The 6,000-nt window shown below is 68.5% G+C and carries 6 protein-coding genes; 1 reads left to right on the top strand and 5 read right to left on the bottom strand.

What is annotated here, in order from left to right:
- Positions 1-56: 56 nt before the first annotated feature.
- Genes AC6LKG_RS09330 through AC6LKG_RS09310 form a run of 5 tightly spaced genes read right to left on the bottom strand, consistent with a single transcriptional unit; the run spans position 57 to position 4,298 of the window.
- Entirely contained in the window at positions 57-998 is a 942-nt protein-coding gene (locus tag AC6LKG_RS09330) for a 2-hydroxyacid dehydrogenase (RefSeq protein ID WP_498164050.1), read from the bottom strand.
- Positions 999-1,023: 25 nt separating this feature from the next.
- Positions 1,024-1,503, bottom strand: coding sequence for a type II 3-dehydroquinate dehydratase (locus AC6LKG_RS09325; protein WP_498164049.1), 480 nt, complete (start codon positions 1,501-1,503; stop codon positions 1,024-1,026).
- Positions 1,504-1,514: 11 nt separating this feature from the next.
- Positions 1,515-2,135 (bottom strand): glutathione S-transferase family protein, encoded by a 621-nt coding sequence (locus AC6LKG_RS09320; RefSeq protein WP_498164048.1) that lies wholly within the window; start codon positions 2,133-2,135, stop codon positions 1,515-1,517.
- Positions 2,136-2,190: 55 nt separating this feature from the next.
- Entirely contained in the window at positions 2,191-3,192 is a 1,002-nt protein-coding gene (locus AC6LKG_RS09315) for an NAD(P)H-quinone oxidoreductase (RefSeq protein WP_498164047.1), read from the bottom strand.
- A gap of 2 nt (positions 3,193-3,194) precedes the next feature.
- Positions 3,195-4,298, bottom strand: a complete 1,104-nt coding sequence (locus tag AC6LKG_RS09310; protein WP_498164046.1) for an ABC transporter ATP-binding protein — start codon at positions 4,296-4,298, stop codon at positions 3,195-3,197.
- 355 nt (positions 4,299-4,653) lie between these two features.
- On the opposite strand from AC6LKG_RS09310, the gene AC6LKG_RS09305 reads away from it, so the two are divergent.
- Positions 4,654-5,907: a flavin-containing monooxygenase gene (locus AC6LKG_RS09305; protein WP_498164045.1), complete on the top strand. Its 1,254-nt coding sequence runs from the start codon at positions 4,654-4,656 to the stop codon at positions 5,905-5,907.
- Positions 5,908-6,000 lie beyond the last annotated feature (93 nt).

Here is a 6,000-nt window from a genome sequence, read left to right as displayed (position 1 = left end):
GCGCGGACATTGCGGTCCGCGCCGCCTTTTCTTGCCGCGCCGATACGGCTGCGGCCTCAGTAGCCGCGCGCCGGATCGACCTGGTTGCGCGGCGCTTCGTGGCGCGAAACGCGCAGGATGTTGTCGGCGATCTGGGCCGCCGCGGAGGCCGGAATGGCCACCGATGCCAGGTGCGGCGTGATCAGGACGTTCTCCATCCGCCACAGCGGATCGTCCGCCGGCAGCGGTTCGCGCTCGAACACATCCAGCGTGGCGGCGCCGAGATGGCCGCTGTGCAACAGTTCGGTCATCGCGGCCTGGTCCACCAGCGCGCCGCGCGCCACGTTCACCAGCGCCGCGCCGCGCGGCAGGCGCAGCAGCCGCTGGCGGTCGAGCAGGCCGCGCGTTTGTTCGGTGAGCGGCAGCATCACGACCAGGATGTCGGCCTGGCCGATCACGGCATCGAGTGTCTCCATGCCGGCGTGGCACTGGACGCCATCGATGGCGCGCGGACTGCGCGACCAGCCCAGCACCGTCAGGCCCTGGCGCTGCAATTCGTGCGCGGCGCAGGCGCCCAGTTCACCCAGGCCGAGCACCGCCACGCGCGTGTCGGCCGGTGCGCGCGGATGGCGGTAGGCCCACTCGCCGCGTCGCTGCGCCTGTTCGAACCAGGGAATGTCGCGCGCATGGCGCAGCACCGCGAACAGCACATAGCCGGCCATCATGCGGGCCATGTCCGGATCGGTGATGCGCGTGACCGGCACGCCAGCGGGCAGGTCATCGCGGCCCACCAGCGAGTCCACCCCGGCGCCCAGGTTGATGATGAGGCGCAGGTTGGGCATGCGGCCAAAAAAGCCGGCCGGCGGCTTCCAGGCCAGGGCGTAGTGAATCCCGGCCGGGTCCTCGACCTCGCTCGAATGCAGGATGCGCAGGCCTGGCAAGCGCGCCCGCAGCGCCTGGCGCCAGGTGTCGAAGTCGTCGAAGTCGCTGTAGAACACCAGCGCGCCGGAAGCTGTCATGTCGTCCGTCCGCATCGCCGCCCCCTCAGGCAACGCGCGCGATCAGGCGCGCCATGGCCTCGATGGCCAGTTCATAGCCGTCGCCGCCCAGGCCGGCGATGACGCCATCGGCGGCTTTCGAGATGTAGGAGTGATGGCGGAACGGTTCACGGCGCCAGATGTTGCTCATGTGCACCTCGATGATGCGGCCGGGAAACGCCAGCAGCGCGTCCAGGATCGGGACAGACGAATAGGTCAGGCCCGCGGCATTGATGATCAGTCCCGGCGCCTGGCCGCGCGCCTCCTGGATCCAGTCGACCAGTTGGCCTTCGTGGTTGGATTGCACGAAATTCAGCCCCAGGCCGAGGCTGGCGGCCCGGCGTTCGCAACGCTCGCGCAGCACCGGGAAACTGTCGCTGCCATAGGTCTTGTTGGCGTCCAGGCCATACAGGTTGGCGTTGGGGCCGTTCAGGAACCAGATCGTGCGATCCGGCGGCGGGACGGAAGCGGGCGTCGATGCATTCATGGGCGATGACCTCAAGGTTCGTGGGGAAGCGTGGCCCGCATCGCGGGCAAGGCGGCAAAGGCCGCCTCCCAGCGCGCGGCGTGCGCATGGCCGGCGCGCCAGTCGAGTTCGGGAAAGCGGAAATCCAGATAGCCCAGGGCGCAGCCCAGCGTGACCTGGCCAATGCAGGGTGTGTCCCAGGCCAATGACGGCGCCAGTTGGTCAATGGCGTCCAGGCAGGCGGCCACCTTGGCCAACTGCGCCTCGCGCCAGGCCGGCCATTGCCATTGCGCGGGCCGGGCAGTGTGCTCATAGCGCGCCAGCAGCGCCGCATCGAGCAGCCCGTCGCCCAGCGCTTGCCAGGTCAACGCCTGCCAGCGGCGCGGGCCGGCCGGCGGAAAAAGCCCTGGCGCCGCGCCCAGATCGGCCAGGTATTCGCAGATGACGCGGCTGTCGTACAGCGCCGTGCCGTCCTCCAGGATCAGGGTCGGCACCTTGGCCAGGGGATTGTGCGCCGCGATGCGATCGTCGCGCCGCACCGGGTGGGCCGCGCTGTCCAGCCACTGGATGCGGTCGGCCACGCCCGCCAGGTGGGCGCAGGCCATGACCTTGCGGACATACGGAGAGGTCGGAGCGTAGAGCAGTTTGAGCATGGCAGGTCCGTGCCTTCAATGGAAATCTGAAAACGCCGCGCGGCCACCGCGGACATCAGGGAAGCAGCACCACCTTGCCGAACACCTCGCCGCTTTCCAGCAGGCGGTGGGCATCGGCCGCCCGCGCCAACGGCAGGCTGGCGCTCAGTCGCGGCCCGATCCGGCCATCGGCGATCAGCGGCAGCACATGGCGCGCAAGGGCCTGGGCCATGCGCGTTTTCTCGGCCGCGGTCTGCGGCCGCAAGGTCGAGGAATGCAGGCTCAGTTGCTTTTGCATCAGCACCAGCAGGTCGAGCGTGACCGTGGCGCCCTGCAGGAACGACAGGCTCACGTGACGCCCGCCGAAGGCCAGCGCCTGCAGGTTGCGCCGCACATAGTCGCCGCCTACCACGTCCAGCACCACATCCACCCCGCGCCCCAGGGTAAGGTCGAGGCAGGCGGGCACGAAGTCCGTGTCGCGATAGCACAGCGCCGCGACCGCGCCCATTTCCCGCAGCGCCGGCAAACGCTCGGCGCGGCCCGCGGTCGCGATGACGCGTGCCCCCGCCGCGTGCGCCATGCGGATCGCCAGCGTGCCGATGCCGCCGGCCGCGCCATGGATCAACACGGTTTCGCCCTGCCGCAGGCGGCCCAGTTCGAAAAGGTTGTGCCACACCGTGAACAGCCCTTCCGGCAGGGCCGCGGCCGCCTCGTCGCCGAGATGCGGCGGCACCGGCAGCGCGTGCTCGACCCGCGCCACGCACCACGGAGCATATCCCCCGCCCGGCAACAGGCCCATCAAGCGCTGGCCGCGCATGGTGTCGGGCACGCCCGGACCGCAGGCCGCCACTTCGCCACAGGCTTCCAGGCCCAGCACATCGGTAATGCCCGCGGCGGGGCGCGCCAGGCCCTGGCGCTGCATGATGTCGGGCCGGTTGACGCCAGCGGCCCGCACCCGCAACAGGACTTCGCCCGGACCGGGTTGCGGCACGGGGCGCTCGGCCAGCGCCAGCACACTGGCATCGCCCGGCTCGCGGGCCACGATGGCCTGCATGGTGGAGGGCAGCGTCGCCATCATGATCACGACGCGTCGAAAACGCTGATTCCCTGGCCTGGCAGCGCCAGGCCGGTGACCGCGCCCACCGGCCAGTGACGCGGCGCGTCCAGGCCGGCGCTGCGCACCATCACGCGCTGGTGGCCCGCCACCGGAATGTCGACGTCGATGTAGGAATCGATGTGATCGCCCTGGAACACATGGTTGACCACCGTGCCGCTCAACACCGAGTCGCTGTGCAGGTTCTCCAGCCGGATCTGCTCCGGACGCACATAGATGTCCAGGCGCCGCCCTTCGTGCGAGCCGCCTACCAGCCGCTCGCGCGGCACACGGATCAGGCCCGCGCCCAGGCGCAGCAGGATGCCGTCGGGATCGGTGCCGTGATAGTGCGCGGGCAGGATGTTGACATCGCCCAGGAACGAGGCCACGAACGGGTCCTGCGGGTTGCGGTAGAGCTCGTCCGGCGTGGCGATCTGGCGGATCACGCCGCTGGACATCACGGCGATGCGGTCCGACATGGCCAGCGCCTCTCCCTGGTCGTGGGTCACGAACACCGTGGTCACCCCCAGGCGGCGCTGGATCTCGCGAATCTCCACCTGCATTGCGCCGCGCAGGCCCTTGTCGAGGGCGGAGAACGGTTCGTCCAGCAGCAGGACCTTCGGCCGGATCACCAGCGCCCGCGCCAGCGCCACGCGCTGTTGCTGGCCGCCGGACAATTCCCGCGGGCGGCGCTGGCCCAGGCCGTCCAGCTTGACCAGCGCCATCGCTTCGCGCACCCGCTCTGCGATGTCCGCGGCCGGCAGGCGGCGCATGCGCAGGCCATAGCCGATATTGCGTTCCACCGTCATGTGCGGGAACAAGGCGTAGTTCTGGAAGACGATGCCGATCTGGCGCTGATACGGCGGCAGGTCCGTCACCAACTGGTCCTCGATGAAGATCTCGCCATTGTCGGGATCGGCAAAGCCCGCGATCAGATTCAACAAGGTGGTCTTGCCGCAACCCGATGGCCCCAGCAGGGTCAGGAACTCGCCCCGCCGGATCTTCAGCGACAGTTCCTGCAGCACAGTCTGCTGGCGGTATTTCTTGACCACGCCTTCCAGGCTCACCGCGCTGGAGGATTTCGGGGACACGGGGCTGTTCTGCATGGCGGCTCGCGATTCGTCTACAGGGTCTCCGGAAGCACACGCGGCGCGCACACGCCGCTGCGGCGCTCCAGGAGGCGATGGCTTGCAGCATACGGGAGGCAGGCGTGGCCGGCCGTTAGTGGATACCGATGCGGTCCATCGGAAAAAGCGAAACGCCGCCGCGCCGCCCGGCCCCGGCCAGTGATTTGCTTTTTCCTAAGCCCAGCGTCCAAAAAACCAAGTTATCAAGCGCCGCCTTCTGCCCCACACTGCGCCTCATCCATGAGCGGACTTGCTCATGCCCCCCGGCGACGAAGCCTTGCCGCAGTGGCGTCCGGCTTCGATACTTCTCAGGAAAAACATGTCAGTGGAAACAACCAACACCCTGGTGATCGGCGCCGGCCAGGCCGGCATCGCCATGAGCGAACACCTGGGCGCGATGGGCATCGACCATATCGTGCTGGAACGCCGGCGCATCGCCGAGCGCTGGCGCTCGGAGCGCTGGGACTCGCTGGTTGCCAACGGCCCGGCCTGGCACGACCGCTTCCCCAACCTGGCGTTCGATGATGTTGGCGCCGACGTGTTTCCGCCCAAGGAACGCATGGCCAGGTATTTCGAGGATTACGCCCGGATGATCCAGGCCCCGGTGCGCACCGGGGTGGAAGTGCTGCGGGTGCAACGCAACCGCAAGCGCCCCGGCTTCACCGTCTCCACTTCAGCCGGCGAGATCGAGGCCCGCCATGTGGTGGCCGCCACCGGCGCCTTCCAGATTCCCAGCTATCCCGCGATCGTTCCGGCGCAGTCCGGTATCCAGCAGGTCCATTCATCGGCCTACAAGAACCCCGGACAACTGGCCGAAGGCGCGGTGCTGGTGGTGGGCGCCGGGGCCTCGGGATCGCAGATCGCCGAGGAACTGCGCCGCGCCGGCCGCGCCGTCTACCTGTCCGTGGGTGAACACTACCGCCCCCCCCGCGCCTATCGCGGACGCGACTATTGCTGGTGGCTGGGCGCGCTCGGCATGTGGGACGAGGTCAAGAAAAAGCCCAAGCGCGAACATGTCGCCTTCGCGGTCAGCGGCTACGACAATGGCAAGACCATCGACTTCCGGCGCCTGGCCCACGCCGGCATCCAACTGGTCGGCATCACCCGCGGCTACGCCGACGGCGTCATGACCTTTGAGGAAGGCCTGGCCCGCAACATCGCCCAGGGCGACGCCGACTATTTCGAAGTGCTGCGCGAGGCCGACGCCTACATCGAAGACAACGGCCTGGACCTGCCCCCCGAGCCCGAAGCCTGGAAGCTGCTGGAAGACCCCGACTGCCTGACGCATCCCATCCTCAGCCTGGACCTGGCGCAAGCCGGCATCAGCGCGATCGTCTGGGCCACGGGTTTCAAGGTGGATTACCGCTGGATCGAAGCCGACATCTTCGACGAGCACGGCTATCCGGTGCACAAGCGCGGCATCACCGCCGAGAAGGGCATCTACTTCCTGGGGCTGCCGAACCAGACCAACCGCTCGTCATCCTTCATCTGGGGGGTCTGGCATGACGCGAAGTACATCGCCGACCACATCGGCATCCACTTGAATTACCTGGCCTACGACAAGGGCCGGTAGAAGCCGTCCAGGCCGGCGCCGCGGTTGACGGTCCGCGGCGCCACAGACTTGTTACGTTTGGTGCGGGCGCCCCCTGCCGCATCCTCCCTACAA

It is taken from the genome of Achromobacter sp. 46006 (assembly GCF_059761975.1).
Note: the sequence above shows the minus strand (reverse complement) of the source record. Positions and strands in the feature narration are given on the sequence as shown.

Bases quoted from the DNA above. Each gene is read 5' to 3' on its own strand.
- AC6LKG_RS09330 (WP_498164050.1), bottom strand. From the start codon at position 998: ATGACAGCTTCCGGCGCGCTGGTGTTCTACAGCGACTTCGACGACTTC.
- AC6LKG_RS09325 (WP_498164049.1), bottom strand. From the start codon at position 1,503: ATGAATGCATCGACGCCCGCTTCCGTCCCGCCGCCGGATCGCACGATC.
- AC6LKG_RS09320 (WP_498164048.1), bottom strand. From the start codon at position 2,135: ATGCTCAAACTGCTCTACGCTCCGACCTCTCCGTATGTCCGCAAGGTC.
- AC6LKG_RS09315 (WP_498164047.1), bottom strand. From the start codon at position 3,192: ATGATGGCGACGCTGCCCTCCACCATGCAGGCCATCGTGGCCCGCGAG.
- AC6LKG_RS09305 (WP_498164045.1), top strand. From the start codon at position 4,654: ATGTCAGTGGAAACAACCAACACCCTGGTGATCGGCGCCGGCCAGGCC.